This is a genomic window from Microbacterium sp. F51-2R (assembly GCF_052180235.1).
Lineage (GTDB): Bacteria > Actinomycetota > Actinomycetes > Actinomycetales > Microbacteriaceae > Microbacterium.
Window position 1 is genome coordinate 3,931,112 of the sequence record NZ_CP197470.1, and the last position, 15,553, is coordinate 3,946,664.

Here is a 15,553-nt window from a genome sequence, read left to right on the forward strand (position 1 = left end):
ACAGCAATGCCTTCTCACCTTCGCCCCCTCGCGGGTCTCGCCGCGATCGTCGCCGTCGGCGCGCTCGTCCTCACCGGCTGCGCGAGCGCGGCCGGCTCCGACACCCCCGCCGCCTCCGCCGCACCCGGCGACGCCGCGGCATTCCCGGTCACGTTCGACCACGTCTACGGCGAGACGACCATCGAGGCCGCCCCCGAGCGCATCGCGACGTGGGGGTGGGGGGCGACCGACGCCGTGCTCGCCCTCGGCATCGTCCCGGTCGCGATCTCGTCGATGGACTACGGCGGGGGCGAGGACCGCATCACGCCGTGGGTGGAGGACGCGATCGAGGAGCTCGGCGGCGAGAAGCCGGCGATCCTCGACAACGCGACCTACGAGCTCTCGGTCGAGGAGCTGCTCGCCGCCGACCCCGATGTGCTCATCGCGCCGTACTCGGGGCTCACGCAGGAGGAGTACGACGCCGTGACGAAGGCGGGCATCCCCGTGGTCGCCCCCGAGGAGGCGCTCTGGTCCACGCCGTGGCGCGACGTCATCACCGAGACGGGCAAGGCGCTCGGGCTCGAGCCGGAGGCGGAGCGGCTCGTGGCGGATCTCGACGCGCAGGTGAAGGATGCCGCGGCCGCCCACCCCGAGTTCGCCGGCACGTCGATCGCCTACATCGACGACGACGTCGACACGCTCTACCTGTACCTGCCGTCCGACCCGCGCGTCGAGATCCTCCAGGACCTCGGGTTCGTGTCGCCGCCGAGCGTCACCGATCTCGACACGGGCGAGGGGACGTTCTACACGACCGTCAGCTACGAGAGCCTCGACCGGATCGACGCGCAGGTGCTCTTCACCCAGGACGAGCAGCAGGCATCACTCGACGACTTCCTCGCGTCCGATCGCGGCCGGCTGATCCCCGCCGTGCAGACCGGCGCGGTCGCGGCGATCGTGGGCGAGGAGAACGTCGCGGCGGTCTCGCCGACGGCGCTCTCGCTCCCGTGGCTGCTTCCGACGATGGTCGAGAAGCTCGCCACCGCCACCGCCACCGCCACCTCGGGAGCGCAGGGCTGACCTCCGCCCCTCGCGACGACGAAGACCCCGGCCGATCGGCCGGGGTCTTCGTCATGGTGAGGGCGGTCAGCCCTTCTTGCGCGTGTCGACCGCGTTCACGAGCGCCCAGGCGCCCGGGATGATGAGCGCCGCGAGGGCCGCCTTGATCAGGCCTCCGACGATGAACGGCCACAGCCCGAACTGCAGGATCTCGCCGAGGCCGAACGAGCCGCCGCCCACGACGTTGAGGATGAGCGCCATGTACGGGATGCCGAAGACGAACGGGATGGCGCTGGCCAGAGCGAAGCCCACGAAGGCGAGCAGCGGCTTGCGGTCCCACGCGCGCTCGGCGAACCACCCGGCGACGAACGCCGAGAAGATGAAGCCGACGATGAAGCCGAAGCTGGGCTTGCCGAGCGCGAGGAGCGTGCCGGTGAAGCCCGCGAAGACGGGGAGCCCGGCCAGGCCCGCGATCATGTAGGTCGTCAGAGCCGCGGCCCCGCGCCACGCGCCGAGGGCCGCGCCGACGACGATGACGCCGAGCGTCTGACCCGTGATCGGGACGGGCCACAGCGGGATCTCGATCTGAGCGAGGAGGGCGACGATCGCGGCGCCCGCGACGACGAGTCCCGCGTCGACGGCGAAGGCCTGGGCGCGTCGGGAGGGGCGGGCGATGATGTCGGCGAGGACGCGGCGACGACCGGGTGCGGCGGCGATGGCGGACATGGAGCTCCTTGGCATCGAGGCCCGGACGGGCCTGCAGGGAAGGGAGGGGCGGACTTGCGACTTATACTAGGGGGCTGGCCATCGGCCTCTTCTGCACCCATTCACCTAAGGAAACGGACGTCTGCTGTGCTCGCCGTGCACGACCTCGAGATCCGCGTCGGCGCTCGCGTCCTCATGTCGGACGTGTCGTTCCGCGTGTCGGACGGCGACAAGATCGGCCTCGTCGGCCGGAACGGCGCCGGCAAGACGACGCTGACGAAGGTGCTCGCGGGCGACCTGCTGCCCTCCGACGGCAAGGTCGACCGCACCGGAGAGCTCGGCTACCTGCCGCAGGACCCCCGCTCCGGCGACCCGGAGATGCTCGCGCGCACGCGCATCCTCGACGCGCGCGGTCTCGGCACGCTCGCGATCGGCATGCACGAGGCATCGCTCGCGATGGCATCGGACGACACGGATGCCGCGGCCCGCGCCATGCGCAAGTACGCCAACCTCACCGAGAGGTTCGAGGCGCTCGGCGGCTACGCGGCGGAGGCCGAAGCGGCATCCATCGCCCACAACCTCTCGCTGCCCGACCGGATCCTCGACCAGCCGCTCAAGACGCTCTCGGGCGGACAGCGGCGCCGCATCGAGCTGGCGCGCATCCTGTTCTCGGACGCGCAGACGATGATCCTCGACGAGCCGACCAACCACCTCGACGCCGACAGCGTCGTGTGGCTGCGCGAGTTCCTCAAGGGCTACAAGGGCGGCCTCATCGTCATCTCGCACGATGTCGAGCTCGTCGGCGAGACGGTCAACCGCGTCTTCTACCTCGACGCGAACCGCCAGGTCATCGACGTCTACAACATGAACTGGAAGAACTACCTGCGTCAGCGGGTGGCCGACGAGGAGCGCCGCAAGAAGGAGCGCGCCAACGTCGAGAAGAAGGCCACCGTCCTGCAGCAGCAGGCCGCCCGGTTCGGCGCGAAGGCGTCGAAGGCGGCCGCGGCGCATCAGATGGTCGCGCGCGCCGAGAAGATGCTCGCGGGTCTCGACGAGGTGCGCCAGGAGGAGCGCGTCGCGAAGCTGCGCTTCCCCAAGCCCGCCCCCTGCGGCAAGACTCCGCTCATGGCGTCGGGTCTGTCGAAGTCGTACGGCTCGCTCGAGATCTTCACCGACGTCGACCTCGCGATCGACCGCGGCTCGAAGGTCGTCGTGCTCGGACTCAACGGCGCCGGCAAGACGACGCTCCTCCGCATCCTCGCGGGGGTCGACAAGGCCGACACGGGCCGCATCGAACCGGGCCACGGCCTCAAGATCGGCTACTACGCGCAGGAGCACGAGAACCTCGACGTCAGCCGTTCGGTGCTCGACAACATGATGTCGGCCGCGCCCGACATCACCGCGACCGAGGCGCGCAAGGTGCTCGGCTCGTTCCTGTTCACGGGCGACGACGTGCTCAAGCCCGCCGGCGTGCTGTCGGGCGGTGAGAAGACGCGGCTGTCGCTCGCGACGCTCGTCGTCTCCAGCGCCAACATGCTGCTGCTCGACGAGCCGACGAACAACCTCGACCCCGCCTCGCGCGAAGAGATCCTCGGTGCCCTCGCGCACTACGAGGGCGCCGTCGTCCTCGTCTCGCACGACGAGGGCGCGGTCCAGGCGCTCAACCCGGAGCGGGTGCTGATCCTCCCCGACGGCGTCGAAGACATCTGGGGCCGCGACTACGTCGACCTCGTGTCGCTGGCCTGAGAGCCCGGTACCTCGGAGCCCGCTTCCTCAGCGCCCGGTCGCTCAGCGGCCCGCGGTGTCGAGGAGGGCGTCCTCGGCCTCGGCATCCGCATCCCGGCGCTTCTTCGTGCGCGCGGGAGCGGGCTGACCGGTGCGGGCGGCCTCGGCATCCTCCCGACGATGCGCGCGCTCCGTGCGGATGACGTAGCCGATGAAGACGAAGCCCATGATCGCGAAGAGGATCCACTGCACCGCATACGACAGGTGTGGGCCCGGGTCATCCGAAGGCGCTTCGAGCGCCTGCGGGCGCGTCGCCGGCGCGGGGTCCTCCGAGACCATGACGCCGTAGGCGCTCTGCTCGAGCGCGTCGCCCGAGGCGGGGTCGATGAGGCGCGCGACCGACGGCAGGTGGATCGTCGGCACCTGCCCCGCGGGAGCGGAGCGCCCCGAGGCCGGCAGCGGCTCGCCGGGACGCAGTCGCACCACGACGCTCGTCTCGCCCTCGGGGGCGGCCGGCACGTGGTCGGGGGAGTTCTGCTGGTCGCCGGGCGGCACCCAGCCGCGATCGACGAGGAGGACGCGCCCGTCGTCGAGCCGGAAGGGCACGAGCACCTCGTAGGCGGCCGTGCCGCCGTGGGCCCGGTTGCGGGCGAGGAGCTGGTCATCCGGCAGGTAGGCGCCGGTGAGGGTGACCGGCGTCCACTCGTCTCCCGCCCGGAGCTTCCCTCCCGCCGGGATGATCTCGGCCAGCGGCACGGGATCGGCGTCGTAGTTCGCCGCGACGAGCGCGAGCTGCTCCGACCTCTGCGCGTTGCGCGAGAACTGCCAGTTCGACAGGAAGGCGCAGGCGATCGCGAACACGATGGCGACGGCGACGTAGGCGGTCCACCGGACGGCGGCGGGGGCATCCCGCCGCGAACCTGCGCTCATCCGCGGTCTCCCGCCGGCTCGAGCCTCACGACCTCGACGGGGAAGTCCCGCGTCGCGAGGAAGTCTCGGAGATAGTCGCGGTGCTCGTCGCACGCGACCCAGGACTTGCGGCGGTCGGGCGCGTGGATGCGCGGATTGCGCCAGTCGATCCGCCACGTCGCGGCCGCGCGGCATCCCGCCCGCGAGCACACCGCGGGCTCAGCGTGCGAGCTCATGCGGATTCGCCCCGCTCGGCCTCGCGATCGGGAGAGGAGGGTGACGGATGCCGCGGCGCGTCGTCCGTGCGGGCGGCGAGCGGTCGCTGCTCCTCGAGCCGGATGACGGGCGGTCCGCCCGCGGGCGGCACCACCGTCGGGACGGAGGGGAGCGCGCGCTCGGGCTCTTCGCGGGTCGTGCTCTTGGCGTCCTGCCCCACGTTCGCGCTGACGACGGCGATGTAGGGGAGGACGACGGCCCCGGCCGCGAAGATCCAGGTGTACCAGCTGTAGGGCGTCACGACCACCATGAGGATGAAGCACGCGACACGGATGCCCATCGTGATGAGATAACGCGTCGAGCGCGCGCCGGCCTCATCGCGCGGCGCCCGCGGAAGCGAGGTCGCGGACTGCGGTCCGCTGGAGTTCTTCACGATGATTCCAGGGTACGCCGCACAGAGGCCCCCGGCTCCCGCGAGGAGCACGCGGCGGCTACGCAGCGCTGAAGTTCGTGGCGTTCGCCGTGAACCAGCTGATCCAGGCGAAGAACAGGATGATCCCGAGGATCGCGAAGGCCACGCCGACGTAACCCACGATCGTCCCCGCGAGCGCGAGGCCGCGTCCGTTCTCGCCCGTGCGCTTGATCTGGCCGAGCGCCATGTGGCCCGTGATGATCCCGACGATCGAGCCGATGAGCGGGATGATGAAGATCCCCACGAGTGACGACACCAGCGAGACGATCGCGAGGCTGTTGGTCTTGCCACCGGTGGCGTAGCCGGAGTAGGCGGGGGCCGCGCCGTAGGGCGCCCCGTACGCGGGCGTGTTCTGCCCGTACGTCTGCGGCTGCTGCCCGTAGGTCTGCGGCTGCTGGCCGTACGCCGGCGGCGTGCCGTACGACCCGTACGCGGGCGGCTGCTGGCCGTACGCGGGCTGGCCGTAGTCGGGCGCCTGCTGCTGGCCGTAGTCGGGCGCCTGCTGGCCGTAGCCCTGGACCTGCTCGCCATACGCCGGGGGAGCCGGCGGGGCCGGATCCAGGGGAGTGGTCGGCTGCTCGTCGGAACGCGGCACGTAGCCGTCGTCCCGCGTACCGTCGTCGCGTGCATCGCTCATGATCGGGCCCTTTCCATCGCGTGCGCTCCCAGGCTCCCAGCGCCGCGGAAGCCTGTCAAACGCGCCGCTAGGCTGGTGCGGACCACCGCCGTCACCTTCCGGGAGTGAGCATGTCCACTGATCGCGTCGTCCTCGTCACCGGCGGAAACCGCGGCATCGGCCGCGCCATCGCCGAGCGCTTCGTGTCGGAGGGCTACAAGGTCGCCGTGACGGCCCGCTCGGGCGAGGGTCCCGAGGGAACGCTGACAGTGCGCGCGGATGTGACGGATGCCGCGGCCGTCGACGCCGCGTTCACCGAGGTCGAGGCGGCGCTCGGCCCCATCGGCATCGTCGTGGCCAACGCCGGGGTCACGAAGGACATGCTCCTTCTCCGCATGACCGAGGACGACTTCGACAGCGTCGTGGCGACCAACCTCGGCGGCGCCTTCCGCGTGGTCAAGCGCGCCTCCAAGGGCATGCTCCGCGCGAAGTGGGGCCGCGTCATCCTGATCTCGAGCGTCGTGGGGCTCTACGGCTCGCCCGGTCAGATCAACTACGCCTCGTCGAAGGCGGGCCTCGTGGGCTTCGCCCGCTCGCTCACGCGCGAGCTCGGCGGCCGGGGGATCACCGCGAACGTCGTGGCGCCGGGCTTCATCGAGACCGACATGACGGCCGCGCTCCCCGAAGAGACGCAGGCCGAGTACAAGAGCAACATCCCTGCGGGCCGTTTCGCGACGCCCGACGAGGTCGCCGGGGTCGTGACGTGGATCGCGTCGGACGACGCGGCGTACATCTCGGGCGCCGTCATCCCCGTCGACGGCGGCCTCGGCATGGGGCACTGACCCCGCCCGCAGCCTCTGCCGCCGAGCGGATCAGCCGTCGACGGCGGACAGGATCGCGGCGGCGACGGCGTCGGGTTGCGAGAACTGCGGCCAGTGCCCGGAGTGGAGCTCGTGGATCGTGAGGTCTTCGACCGCGACGAGCTCGGCCGCCCACGCCGGCGCCTTCGCGATGATCTCGCGGAGGTCGGACGCCGGCATCGTGCCCGTCAGCATCGTGACCGGGACGGCGCGCCGGCGCTCATCGCCGAGATCGACGGGGTCGGTCGGCACGCGCGCCGGCACCGAGAGGGCGCGCGCCGCGACGTCGGCCCGCGTCGCCTCGTCGAGATCGGCGACCTCGACCTCTTCGAAGCTGTCCCAGCCGGGGAACGGGACGACGCCGTCGACGACCGGGAACTCCCAGATCGAGCCGCCGTCGGCCGGCGGGAAGGTGTCGAGCAGCACGAGGCGCGCGACGCGGTCAGGCCGGGCGCCGGCCGCCGCGTAGACGACGTTGCCGCCGCCCGAGTGGCCGACGAGCACGACGGGCCCGTCGACCCCGTCGATCTGCTCGACGACGGCGGCGACCCAGTCGCCGATCCCGATGTCGGACGACGCCGGCGCGGCGACGCCGACCCCGGGCATCGTGAGCGGGTGGACGCGGTGCCCCGCGCTCTCGAGAACCGGTGTCACGGCATCCCACGACGACGCGTCGAGCCACAGGCCGGGTACCAGGATGATGTCCATACCCGTGACCGTACCCGGAGCCTCCGACGCTCGGGTCACGGCAGGAGCGCGATGATCTCACTCAGGTCGACCGGCCCGACGACGAGGTCGGCGCGCTCGCGCACGGCGGGCTTGGCGTTGAACGCGACCCCGAGGCCCGCGACGGCCATCATGCGCAGGTCGTTGGCGCCGTCGCCGATCGCGATCGTCCGCGACAGCGCGACGCCGGTCTCATCGGCCCATTCGCTCAGCGCGAGGGCCTTGCCCTCGGCATCCACGATGTCGCCGTCGACCCGGCCGGAGAGGCGACCGTCGACGACCGCGAGGCGATTGGCCCGCCAGACGTCCACGCCGAGCTCGGGGGCGACCGTGTCGAGGATCTCGTGGAAGCCGCCCGAGACGACGCCGACGCGTCCGCCCCGCTCGTGCACGGCGTCGATGAGCTCGCGCACGCCCGGAGTCGGCTCGATGCGCGCCAGGACGTGGGCGAACGCCGATACGGGGACGCCCGCGAGCGCCTCGACGCGCGAGCGCAGGCTCGTGGCGAAGTCGACCTCGCCGCGCATGGCGGCCTCGGTCGCGGCCGCGACCTCGGCGCCGCGTCCGGCCTCGTCCGCGATCAGCTCGATGACCTCGTTGCGGATGAGGGTCGAGTCGGCGTCGAGCACGACGAGGAAGCGGGAGGATGTCGCGGGCACGCCTCCACCGTAGCGGCGCCGGGCCGCGGCATCCGTCGCCGTCAGCGGTCGATGACGACGCCCTTGCCGACGACCGTGATGCCGCTGTCGGTGACGGTGAAGCCGCGGGCGAGATCGCGCTCGCGGTCGACCCCGACCGTCGCGCCGTCGGCGAGGACGACGTTCTTGTCGAGGATCGCGCGGTGCACCCGCGCGCCCGCGCCGACCTGCACGTGGTCGAACAGCACCGAGTCGGTGATCGTCGCGCCGCCGCCGGAGAGCGTCCAGGGTCCGACGACGCTGCGCTCGAGATGCGTGCCCGAGAGCACCGAGCCGAGCGAGACGACGGAGTCGATCGCGTTGCCCATGCGTCCGACCGAGTCGCGCACGAACTTCGCGGGCGGTGAGTTGACCGTCTGCGAGTGGATCGGCCACTCCATGTTGTAGAGGTTGAAGATCGGCAGGGTCGAGATGAGGTCCTGGTGCGCGTCGTAGAACGACTCGATGGTTCCGACGTCGCGCCAGTAGTACCGGTCGCGATCGGTCGAGCCCGGCACGTCGTTGAGCTTCATGTCGTAGACGCCCGCGTCGCCGCGTCCGACGAAGTAGGGGATGATGTCGCCGCCCATGTCGTGGTTCGACGTCGGCAGCTCGCCGTCCGACTCGACGGCCTCGATGAGCGCGTCGGTGTCGAAGATGTAGTTGCCCATCGAGGCGAGCACCTCGTCGGGGGAGTCCGTGAGGCCCTGGGGGTTCTGCGGCTTCTCGAGGAACTGGTTGATGCGCATGCCGTCGTCGCCGGTGACGTCGATGACACCGAACTGGTTGGCCAGCGAGATCGGCTGGCGGATGCCGGCGACCGTCGCGCGTGCGCCCGAGTCGATGTGCGCCGCCAGCATCTGGCGGAAGTCCATGCGGTAGACGTGATCGGCGCCGATCACGACGACGATGTCGGGCTTCTCGTCGTTGATGAGGTTGAGGCTCTGCAGGATCGCGTCGGCCGATCCCGAGAACCAGCGCTTGCCGAGGCGCTGCTGCGCCGGCACCGAGGCGACGTACGAGTCCAGCAGCGCCGACATGCGCCACGTCTGCGAGATGTGGCGGTCGAGGCTGTGCGACTTGTACTGCGTCAGCACGACGATCTGCCGCAGGCCGGAGTTGATGAGGTTGGAGATCGCGAAATCGATCAGCCGGTACTGCCCGCCGAACGGCACCGCGGGCTTCGCCCGATCAGCCGTCAAGGGCATCAATCGCTTTCCCTCGCCACCGGCGAGGATGATTCCGAAGACCTTCGGGGCTGCTGGCATGGCACCACCCTAGAGCCCTCTGCGCGAGCCGGGGTAGCGGCTGTACCGGGTGTGTCCGGTGTACTAGGTTTCAGGCATGCGCGTGGACGTCGTGACGAAGGAGTACCCGCCCGAGATCTACGGCGGCGCGGGGGTGCATGTGACGGAACTCGTCAAGGCGCTCCGCGAGTCGATCGAGGTGCAGGTGCGCGCGTTCGGCGCCGAACGCGCCGAACCCGGCACGACCGCCTACGGCGTCCCGACCGAGCTGTCCAGCGCGAACGCCGCGCTCCAGACGCTCGGGACCGACCTGGAGATCGTGACCGATGTCGCGGGCGCCGACGTCGTGCACTCCCACACCTGGTACGCCAACTTCGCCGGACACCTCGCGTCGCTCCTGCACGGCATCCCGCACATCGTGACGGCGCACAGCCTCGAGCCGCTGCGGCCCTGGAAGGCCGAGCAGCTGGGCGGCGGCTACGCCGTGTCGAGCTTCATCGAGAAGACGGCGTACGAGGGGGCGGCGGCGATCGTCGCGGTCAGCGAGGGCATGCGCGGCGACATCCTGCGCAGCTACCCGTCGCTGGACCCGGCCAAGGTGCGCGTCATCTACAACGGGATCGACGTCGAGGCGTGGCATCCCGTCGACGATCCCGATCTGCTCGCGCAGCTCGGCGTCGACGCGTCCAAGCCCTCGATCGTGTTCGTCGGGCGCATCACGCGCCAGAAGGGCCTCCCGTACCTGCTGCGCGCCGCCGAGCAGCTGCCCCCCGACGTGCAGCTCGTGCTGTGCGCCGGCGCTCCCGACACGCCCCAGATCATGGCCGAGGTCGAAGGGCTCGTGAAGGGCCTGCAGGAGACCCGCGAAGGGGTCGTCTGGATCGACCGCCTGCTCTCGCGGCACGAGCTGTGCACCCTCCTCAGCGCCGCGACGACGTTCGTGTGCCCGTCGGTCTACGAGCCGCTCGGCATCGTGAACCTCGAAGCCATGGCGTGCGGCGCCGCCGTCGTCGGCACGGCGACCGGCGGCATCCCCGAGGTCGTCGCCGACGGTGTGACCGGGCGACTCGTGCCCATCGAGCAGGTGCAGGACGGCACCGGCACGCCGATCGACCCCGAGAAGTTCGTCGACGATCTCGCGCGGGTGCTGACCGAGGTCGTGACCGATCCGGAGCGCGCCGCGGCGTACGGCAGGGCCGGTCGCGAACGCGCCTCGACGGACTTCAGCTGGGGGGCGATCGCGGACGCCACGAGGGCTCTCTACGAAGAGGTGAGCGCCGAGGCCCGATAGGCTGACGGCATGCCGCAGGTCCTCTCGTTCTCCGACGTCGTCGTCCGCAGGAACGCCAGGGACATCGTCGATCACTTGGACTGGTCGGTGAACGACGACGAGCGCTGGGTGATCCTCGGCCCCAACGGCGCGGGCAAGACGACTCTCCTCCAGCTGGCCGACACGCTCATGCACCCCACCGCGGGGGTCGTCACGATCCTCGGGGAGCGCCTGGGGCGCACCGACGTGTTCGAGCTGCGCCCGCGCATCGGCTTCGCGTCCTCGGCGATGGCCAAGCGGGTCCCGCCGGAGGAGACGGTGCTCGATGTCGTGCTCACCGCCGCCTTCTCGGTGCTCGGCCGCTGGAACGAGGACTACGAAGACATCGACGAGCGCCGCGCCCTGCGCGTGCTCGCCGAGTGGAAGCTCGACCACCTCGCCGACCGCACGTTCGGCACGCTGTCGGACGGCGAGCAGAAGCGCGTGCAGATCGCCCGGGCCGTCATGACCGACCCCGAGCTGCTCCTCCTCGACGAGCCGACCGCGAGCCTCGACCTCGGTGCGCGGGAGGAGCTGCTGACGCTCCTCGGCGGCTACGCCCAGGCGCCGACGACGCCGGCGATGATCATGGTGACGCATCACGTCGAAGAGATCCCGGTCGGCTTCACACACGTCCTGCTGCTGCGCGACGGCAAGGCGGTCGCGGCAGGGCCCATCGACGAGGCGCTGACGGCCGAGAACCTCACGGAGGCGTTCGGACTCCCGATCTCGCTGACCTCGGAAGACGGCCGCCACGCCGCGCGCGCGGCATCCTGACCCCCGTCCGCCTGCTCGGCGCGATCGATTCCTCGGTTCGCCGCCGGGGCTGGTAAGATCGCTCTTTGGTGCATTCGCACCGCAGACTTCGTCCGCCCTGGCAAAATCCAGGGCATCACATTTCAAAGGACCTCCTATGAAGACTGACATCCACCCCGAGTACCAGGCGGTCGTTTTCCGCGACCTCGGTTCGGGCGAGACGTTCCTCACGCGCTCCACCGTCACCAGCGACAAGACCGTCGAGCTCGACGGTGTCGAGTACCCCGTCATCGACGTCGAGATCTCGTCCGCTTCGCACCCGTTCTACACGGGCAAGCAGCGCATCCTCGACTCGGCCGGTCGCGTCGAGAAGTTCAACCAGCGCTTCAAGAACTTCGGCACCAAGTAAGCCGCACCACGTGGGCCCCGCTTCGGCGGGGCCTTCGTCGTTCCCGCCGCGGGGGATTCCGGCGAGCTCGTTCGCGGCCGTCCGCTCGCATCCGACGGTCAGCGGATGGGCCACTCGCCGTCGAGGCGGTCCGACGGGTCGAGGCGGCCGATGTGGATGAAGTACTCCGTGAGGCTCGCGGCCTGCGCGCGGGCCCACGCGATCTGCCGCGTGTGCAGCTCGTGCGCCGTCTCGGGCAGCCACGGCGCGAAGCGCTCGGCGAGGGCCTGCGCGACGCGCCCGGCAGCGACGGCGTCGGCCGAGGCCTCGTGGGCCCCGTCGAGCCGCACGGCGTAGTGCTCGGCGACGACGGTGAGCGTGCGCTTGCCGCGCCGCCAGCGGTCGTACGCCTTGTCGACGACGAGCGGGTCGATGACGGGGGAGGGCGAGAGGATCGGCTCGACGCCGTGGCGCAGCGCCTCGTTCTTGAGCAGCGAGAAGTCGTAGGGCGCGTTGTAGGCGACGACCGGGATGCCGGCATCGAGGATCCCCCGGAGGGCGTCCACGACCTCCCGCACGACCTCGCCCGCCGGTCGCCCCTCCGTGCGGGCGCGCTCGGTCGTGACGCCATGGATCGCGGCGGCGCCCTCGGGGATCTCGACGCCGGGATCGGCGAGCCAGTCGTGCGCCGCCAGCACCGAGCCCGAGGCATCCAGCACCCCGACATGCGCCGTCACGATCCGGTCGCGCGTCACGTCGACGCCGGTCGTCTCAAGATCGAAGACGCCCACGACACGGGTCCACTCCGGCCGCTGGAACATGGCGAGGGGCTGCTGCATGCCGCTCACGGTATGCGTCGCCCCCGACATCGCCGTGAAGGCGCGCCTTCCGCACGACGAAACGAGAGACACGCCGGACGGATGCCTCGTCCCGGCGGCGGGTCGTCGCTCTGCCGTGCGGACGGCACCGCGCCGGGGCTCCGTAGACTCGGAGGGTGTCCGTGGCCAGCCCCTACTCGTCGCTTCTGGCGGAGATCTCCGTCGAGCGCCGCGAGGCCGATGTCCTGGGCGGGACGACGGCGTACTGGGTCTACGGCCCTGCCGACGCGCAGGCGACGATCGTCGCCGTCCACGGCTTCCGCGGCGAGCACCACGGCCTCGAGCCCGTCGTCGCCCACCTGCCCGGGTTCCGCGTCATCTCACCCGACCTCCCGGGCTTCGGCGAGACGGCGCCTCTTCCCGGTCGCCGTCACGACCTCGACGCCTACGCCGCGTGGCTCACGGCGTTCGTCGCCGAGGTCGCTCCCGGCGCGGTCATCCTCGGCCACTCCTTCGGGTCGATCGTGGTTTCGGCCGCCGTCGCCGCGGGCCTGGAGACCCCGAAGGTCGTGCTCGTCAACCCGATCGGCGCTCCCGCGCTCGAGGGGCCCCGAGGCATCCTGACGCGTCTCGCGGTCTTCTACTACTGGGCCGGCGCCGCGCTGCCGGGCCGCCTCGGCGAGGCGTTGCTGCGCAACGGCGTCATCGTGCGCGTCATGAGCGTCTCGATGGCCAAGACCCGCGACGGCGGACTTCGCCGGTTCATCCACGACCAGCACGACACCTACTTCTCGCGGTTCGCCGATCGAGACGTGCTGCGCGACGCCTTCGTCGCCTCGGTGTCGCACGACGTACGGGAGTTCGCGCCGCGGATCGCGCAGCCGACGCTCCTCGTCGCGGCGCAGAAGGACGACATCACCCCGATCGAGGCCGAGCGGACGCTCGCGACCCTCTTCCCGCACGCGGAGCTCGTCGAGATCCCCGACGTCGGCCACCTCATCCACTACGAGACGCCCGAGCCGGCGGCGGCCGCGATCAGGCGGTTCCTCGCGCCTTCCGGGCCCGGTACGCGTTGACGTTCATGCGGTTGCCGCAGTTGCCGGTGTCGCAGTAGAGCTTCGAGCCGTTGCGCGAGTAGTCGACGTAGACGCACTCGCAGTCATCGGCCGAGCACACCCGGATCCGGTCGTACTCGTCGGAGCGGATGACGTCGACGAACGCCATCGCGCCCTCCGCGAGGATGCGGGTGGAAAGCGGCGCGTCGTCGGACGTCGCGTGGATGTGCCAGTCGTAGCCGTCGTGGATGACGAGCTGGGGGAGCGCGCCGCTGTCGTGGAGCATCTCGTTGACCAGCGGCACGGCGCCCACGCGGTCGACCTCCCACAGCGCGTGGAGGCGCCCGCGCACGTCGCGCAGGGCCGAGATCGTCCCGGCGGTGCGGTGGATCGAGCCGGTGTAGGGGTTCACGACGAGGAACGCGTCGAGATCGTCGACGGTCTGCAGCCGATCGCGATCGGCCGCTCCGGGAAGCGTGTTGACGAGGTTGACGACCGCTGCAAGGGACTGCCGCGTGTCAGGGGTGAAGACCACATTGACTCCTGATTCGTCGGGACGCTATTGTCACGAGTGTAACCTCCTACGCTCCTGACAGGCTCCTGCGATGACCGCTGCTCTCACTCTGCCCGACGTCGCGTCGTCCCGACGCGTCCGCACGGCGGGGCTCGTCATGGCGGTCGTCTCCGCTCTCGCGTTCTCCTCGAGCGGGCCCCTCGTCAAACCGCTCCTCGCGGCGGGGTGGTCGCTCGGCGCGGCTCTGCTCGTGCGGATGGGCGTCTCGGCACTCCTGCTCGCGCCGGCGCTCGTGCTCGCCATCCGCCGCGAACGCTCCTTCCTGCGCATGCACTGGCGCCTCATCCTCGGGTTCGGGCTCACCGCCGTCGCGGGCTGCCAGATCCTCTTCTTCGCCGCGATGCAGCGCATGCCGGTCGCCGTCGCGCTCCTCATCCAGTACCTCGCGCCGGTGCTCCTCGTCGGATTCGCGTGGGTGCGCACGCGCCGTGCCCCGTCGCGCCTGGTCATGACCGGCTCGGTCGTGGCGATCGTCGGGCTCGTGCTCGTCGTCGACATCTCGGGGGCGCGCTTCGATCTGCTCGGCACGCTCCTCGCCCTCGGTGCCGCCGTGTGCGTCGGCGCCTACTTCCTCATCGCCGAGCGCGCGGGCGACGACCTGCCGCCCGTCGCGCTCGCGTCGGGCGGTCTCCTGGTGGGCGCCGTGCTCATGGCCCTGCTGTGCGCGACCGGGATCCTGCCGTTCCAGGCGCCCTCGGTCGACGTGGTCCTGGCCGGGGCGACCCTCCCGTGGTTCCTCCCGCTGTTCTGGGTCGCGGGCATCGGGACGACCCTCGGCTACGCGTTCGGCGTCATGGCCGTGCCGCGCATCGGCGCGCGCCTCGCCTCGTTCGTCGGGCTGTCCGAAGTGCTCTTCGCCCTCGGCTTCGCGTGGCTGCTTCTGGCCGAGGTGCCCGCTCCCATCCAGTTCGTGGGAGGTGCGCTGATCCTCGCGGGCGTCGTGCTCGTGCGGATGGATGCCGAGGCCGGCCACCGCGACGGCGCGATCACCGCTCCCGCTGTGCCAATTCCATGAGGGGCGCGACGCGGTAGCCGATGACCTCCCCCATGACGAGGGAGGTCTCGGTGCGCTCGACGCCCTCGATCGCGAGGATGCGGGCGTCCGTGTCGAAGAGGTGCTGCGTGTCGCGGCACGCGACGCGCACGAGAAGATCGACCTGACCGCTCAATCCGTGCACCTGGACGATCTCGGGGATCGAGACGAGGTCATGCGAGATGCGGGGGAGGTCGGCCTGGCGGACGATGACGCTCACGAACGCCTCGATGGGGAAGCCCAGCGCGGCCGAGGAGATCGCCCGCTCGTACGAGAGGAAGACGCCGGCTCTCTCGAGGCGGGCCATGCGTGCCTGGACGGTGTTGCGAGAGAGTCCGAGCTTCTCGGCGAGTGCCACCACGGTGGCACGCGGATCCGCCGACAGGGCCGCGAGGAGCTCGAGATCGACGTGATCGAGGGTGCTCATAGTGC

General features: G+C 70.9%; 19 protein-coding genes. 8 read left to right on the forward strand and 11 right to left on the reverse strand.

Features of this window, described 5'->3' with window-relative positions; genetic code table 11:
• Positions 1 to 6: 6 nt before the first annotated feature.
• Positions 7 to 1,056 carry an ABC transporter substrate-binding protein gene (locus tag ACSBPH_RS17320; RefSeq protein WP_442575544.1) on the forward strand — a complete coding sequence of 350 codons (1,050 nt, stop codon included), beginning with the start codon at positions 7 to 9 and terminating at the stop codon, positions 1,054 to 1,056.
• Positions 1,057 to 1,122: 66 nt separating this feature from the next.
• Here the strand turns inward: ACSBPH_RS17320 and ACSBPH_RS17325 are convergent, their stop codons facing one another.
• Positions 1,123 to 1,761 carry a biotin transporter BioY gene (locus ACSBPH_RS17325; RefSeq protein WP_442575545.1) on the reverse strand — a complete coding sequence of 213 codons (639 nt, stop codon included), beginning with the start codon at positions 1,759 to 1,761 and terminating at the stop codon, positions 1,123 to 1,125.
• Between the two features lie 126 nt (positions 1,762 to 1,887).
• Here ACSBPH_RS17325 and abc-f point away from each other — a divergent pair, with 126 nt between their 5' ends.
• Positions 1,888 to 3,486 carry a ribosomal protection-like ABC-F family protein gene (gene abc-f, locus ACSBPH_RS17330; protein WP_442575546.1) on the forward strand — a complete coding sequence of 533 codons (1,599 nt, stop codon included), beginning with the start codon at positions 1,888 to 1,890 and terminating at the stop codon, positions 3,484 to 3,486.
• Between the two features lie 42 nt (positions 3,487 to 3,528).
• On the opposite strand, the gene ACSBPH_RS17335 is transcribed toward abc-f, so the two are convergent.
• Genes ACSBPH_RS17335 through ACSBPH_RS17350 form a run of 4 tightly spaced genes read right to left on the reverse strand, consistent with a single transcriptional unit; the run spans position 3,529 to position 5,699 of the window.
• Positions 3,529 to 4,395 (reverse strand): SURF1 family cytochrome oxidase biogenesis protein, encoded by an 867-nt coding sequence (locus ACSBPH_RS17335; protein ID WP_442575547.1) that lies wholly within the window; start codon positions 4,393 to 4,395, stop codon positions 3,529 to 3,531.
• Complete coding sequence (locus ACSBPH_RS17340) at positions 4,392 to 4,610, reverse strand: hypothetical protein (protein ID WP_442575548.1); 219 nt, start codon at positions 4,608 to 4,610, stop codon at positions 4,392 to 4,394. The genes ACSBPH_RS17335 and ACSBPH_RS17340 overlap by 4 nt, the downstream gene beginning before the upstream one ends.
• On the reverse strand, positions 4,607 to 5,023 hold the full coding sequence (locus ACSBPH_RS17345; protein WP_442575549.1) for a DUF3099 domain-containing protein: 417 nt from the start codon (positions 5,021 to 5,023) through the stop codon (positions 4,607 to 4,609). The genes ACSBPH_RS17340 and ACSBPH_RS17345 overlap by 4 nt, the downstream gene beginning before the upstream one ends.
• Positions 5,024 to 5,081: 58 nt before the next feature.
• The gene (locus ACSBPH_RS17350) at positions 5,082 to 5,699 is read right to left on the reverse strand and encodes a DUF4190 domain-containing protein (protein ID WP_442575550.1); all 618 of its coding nucleotides are present in this window, start codon (positions 5,697 to 5,699) and stop codon (positions 5,082 to 5,084) included.
• A 110-nt stretch (positions 5,700 to 5,809) separates the two neighbouring features.
• Between ACSBPH_RS17350 and fabG the strand changes: the two genes are divergently transcribed.
• Complete coding sequence (gene fabG / locus ACSBPH_RS17355) at positions 5,810 to 6,520, forward strand: 3-oxoacyl-ACP reductase FabG (RefSeq protein WP_442575551.1); 711 nt, start codon at positions 5,810 to 5,812, stop codon at positions 6,518 to 6,520.
• 30 nt (positions 6,521 to 6,550) lie between these two features.
• Here the strand turns inward: fabG and ACSBPH_RS17360 are convergent, their stop codons facing one another.
• From ACSBPH_RS17360 to ACSBPH_RS17370, 3 genes are read right to left on the reverse strand one after another with little or no spacing between them, the layout of a single operon-like run.
• Entirely contained in the window at positions 6,551 to 7,246 is a 696-nt protein-coding gene (locus tag ACSBPH_RS17360) for an alpha/beta fold hydrolase (protein WP_442575552.1), read from the reverse strand.
• Between the two features lie 35 nt (positions 7,247 to 7,281).
• Complete coding sequence (serB, locus tag ACSBPH_RS17365; protein WP_442575553.1) at positions 7,282 to 7,923, reverse strand: phosphoserine phosphatase SerB; 642 nt, start codon at positions 7,921 to 7,923, stop codon at positions 7,282 to 7,284.
• 41 nt (positions 7,924 to 7,964) lie between these two features.
• Entirely contained in the window at positions 7,965 to 9,209 is a 1,245-nt protein-coding gene (locus ACSBPH_RS17370; RefSeq protein ID WP_442575554.1) for a glucose-1-phosphate adenylyltransferase, read from the reverse strand.
• Between the two features lie 76 nt (positions 9,210 to 9,285).
• Between ACSBPH_RS17370 and glgA the strand changes: the two genes are divergently transcribed.
• The 3 genes from glgA (at position 9,286) to ACSBPH_RS17385 (ending at position 11,662) form a co-directional block, all read left to right on the forward strand.
• Positions 9,286 to 10,479, forward strand: coding sequence for a glycogen synthase (gene glgA / locus ACSBPH_RS17375; RefSeq protein ID WP_442575555.1), 1,194 nt, complete (start codon positions 9,286 to 9,288; stop codon positions 10,477 to 10,479).
• A 9-nt stretch (positions 10,480 to 10,488) separates the two neighbouring features.
• Positions 10,489 to 11,274, forward strand: coding sequence for an ABC transporter ATP-binding protein (locus ACSBPH_RS17380; protein WP_442575556.1), 786 nt, complete (start codon positions 10,489 to 10,491; stop codon positions 11,272 to 11,274).
• A gap of 136 nt (positions 11,275 to 11,410) precedes the next feature.
• Entirely contained in the window at positions 11,411 to 11,662 is a 252-nt protein-coding gene (locus ACSBPH_RS17385; protein ID WP_442575557.1) for a type B 50S ribosomal protein L31, read from the forward strand.
• Between the two features lie 98 nt (positions 11,663 to 11,760).
• Here ACSBPH_RS17385 and ACSBPH_RS17390 read toward each other — a convergent pair whose 3' ends face one another.
• Entirely contained in the window at positions 11,761 to 12,480 is a 720-nt protein-coding gene (locus ACSBPH_RS17390) for a 3'-5' exonuclease (protein ID WP_442575558.1), read from the reverse strand.
• Between the two features lie 155 nt (positions 12,481 to 12,635).
• Between ACSBPH_RS17390 and ACSBPH_RS17395 the strand changes: the two genes are divergently transcribed.
• Positions 12,636 to 13,535 carry an alpha/beta fold hydrolase gene (locus tag ACSBPH_RS17395; RefSeq protein WP_442575559.1) on the forward strand — a complete coding sequence of 300 codons (900 nt, stop codon included), beginning with the start codon at positions 12,636 to 12,638 and terminating at the stop codon, positions 13,533 to 13,535.
• Here ACSBPH_RS17395 and ACSBPH_RS17400 read toward each other — a convergent pair.
• Positions 13,495 to 14,049 carry a CGNR zinc finger domain-containing protein gene (locus tag ACSBPH_RS17400; protein ID WP_442575560.1) on the reverse strand — a complete coding sequence of 185 codons (555 nt, stop codon included), beginning with the start codon at positions 14,047 to 14,049 and terminating at the stop codon, positions 13,495 to 13,497. The genes ACSBPH_RS17395 and ACSBPH_RS17400 overlap by 41 nt on opposite strands.
• A 70-nt stretch (positions 14,050 to 14,119) precedes the next feature.
• On the opposite strand from ACSBPH_RS17400, the gene ACSBPH_RS17405 reads away from it, so the two are divergent.
• Positions 14,120 to 15,103 (forward strand): DMT family transporter, encoded by a 984-nt coding sequence (locus ACSBPH_RS17405; protein ID WP_442575561.1) that lies wholly within the window; start codon positions 14,120 to 14,122, stop codon positions 15,101 to 15,103.
• On the opposite strand, the gene ACSBPH_RS17410 is transcribed toward ACSBPH_RS17405, so the two are convergent.
• On the reverse strand, positions 15,075 to 15,548 hold the full coding sequence (locus ACSBPH_RS17410) for an Lrp/AsnC family transcriptional regulator (RefSeq protein ID WP_442575562.1): 474 nt from the start codon (positions 15,546 to 15,548) through the stop codon (positions 15,075 to 15,077). The genes ACSBPH_RS17405 and ACSBPH_RS17410 overlap by 29 nt on opposite strands.
• Positions 15,549 to 15,553: the final 5 nt, after the last annotated feature.

Bases quoted from the DNA above. Each gene is read 5' to 3' on its own strand.
- ACSBPH_RS17320 (WP_442575544.1), top strand. From the start codon at position 7: ATGCCTTCTCACCTTCGCCCCCTCGCGGGTCTCGCCGCGATCGTCGCC.
- ACSBPH_RS17325 (WP_442575545.1), bottom strand. From the start codon at position 1,761: ATGTCCGCCATCGCCGCCGCACCCGGTCGTCGCCGCGTCCTCGCCGAC.
- ACSBPH_RS17335 (WP_442575547.1), bottom strand. From the start codon at position 4,395: ATGAGCGCAGGTTCGCGGCGGGATGCCCCCGCCGCCGTCCGGTGGACC.
- ACSBPH_RS17340 (WP_442575548.1), bottom strand. From the start codon at position 4,610: ATGAGCTCGCACGCTGAGCCCGCGGTGTGCTCGCGGGCGGGATGCCGC.
- ACSBPH_RS17350 (WP_442575550.1), bottom strand. From the start codon at position 5,699: ATGAGCGATGCACGCGACGACGGTACGCGGGACGACGGCTACGTGCCG.
- fabG (WP_442575551.1), top strand. From the start codon at position 5,810: ATGTCCACTGATCGCGTCGTCCTCGTCACCGGCGGAAACCGCGGCATC.
- ACSBPH_RS17360 (WP_442575552.1), bottom strand. From the start codon at position 7,246: ATGGACATCATCCTGGTACCCGGCCTGTGGCTCGACGCGTCGTCGTGG.
- ACSBPH_RS17370 (WP_442575554.1), bottom strand. From the start codon at position 9,209: ATGCCAGCAGCCCCGAAGGTCTTCGGAATCATCCTCGCCGGTGGCGAG.
- glgA (WP_442575555.1), top strand. From the start codon at position 9,286: ATGCGCGTGGACGTCGTGACGAAGGAGTACCCGCCCGAGATCTACGGC.
- ACSBPH_RS17380 (WP_442575556.1), top strand. From the start codon at position 10,489: ATGCCGCAGGTCCTCTCGTTCTCCGACGTCGTCGTCCGCAGGAACGCC.
- ACSBPH_RS17385 (WP_442575557.1), top strand. From the start codon at position 11,411: ATGAAGACTGACATCCACCCCGAGTACCAGGCGGTCGTTTTCCGCGAC.
- ACSBPH_RS17390 (WP_442575558.1), bottom strand. From the start codon at position 12,480: ATGCAGCAGCCCCTCGCCATGTTCCAGCGGCCGGAGTGGACCCGTGTC.
- ACSBPH_RS17405 (WP_442575561.1), top strand. From the start codon at position 14,120: ATGACCGCTGCTCTCACTCTGCCCGACGTCGCGTCGTCCCGACGCGTC.
- ACSBPH_RS17410 (WP_442575562.1), bottom strand. From the start codon at position 15,548: ATGAGCACCCTCGATCACGTCGATCTCGAGCTCCTCGCGGCCCTGTCG.